This window comes from Vibrio sp. 1402, assembly GCF_033340275.1.
On sequence record NZ_JAWOWE010000422.1, the window covers coordinates 1 to 612 of the forward strand.

General features: G+C 47.7%; 1 pseudogene. It reads right to left on the bottom strand.

The window, feature by feature from the left end:
* Positions 1-612 (bottom strand): annotated as a pseudogene (locus tag R7044_RS26450) (sulfite reductase subunit beta); the annotation flags it as partial.

Consider the following 612-nt stretch of genomic DNA (forward strand, 5'->3'; position numbering starts at 1 on the left):
ACCGACGCGGTCGAGTGTGTATTTCGTCTTCGCGTTTTTACGCTTTGAACGCTCACCCCAGTCCCGCCGAGTTGTTACAACCGCAGCCGCGACATCTAAGGTTTTTTCTAGAGGAATGAAACCAAAGTCATCAGCTCGACGTGGGTAAGTCGACGTATCGCCATGTGTCATCGCCAAACCACCACCCACTAGCACATTAAAGCCAACCAATTTGCCGTTATCGGCAATCGCAACGAAGTTCAAATCGTTCGCGTGGACATCCACATCATTTTGTGGAGGAATGACTACGGTTGTTTTGAACTTACGTGGTAAGTAAGTTTTGCCCAGAATCGGCTCATCTTCTTCGGTCGATTCGACTTTTTCTCCGTCTAACCAAATTTCAGCATACGCGCGAGTTTTAGGTAGAAGGTGTTCACTGATCTTCTTCGCCCACTCGTAAGCTTCTTGATGGAATTCAGACTCTACCGGGTTCGTGGTACACAGTACGTTACGGTTAACATCTCCTGCTGTCGCGATTGAATCAATACCGATGCTATTTAGCGTTTGGTGCATCAACTTGATGTTTGGTTTTAGTACGCCATGGAACTGAAACGTTTGACGCGTCGTCAGGCG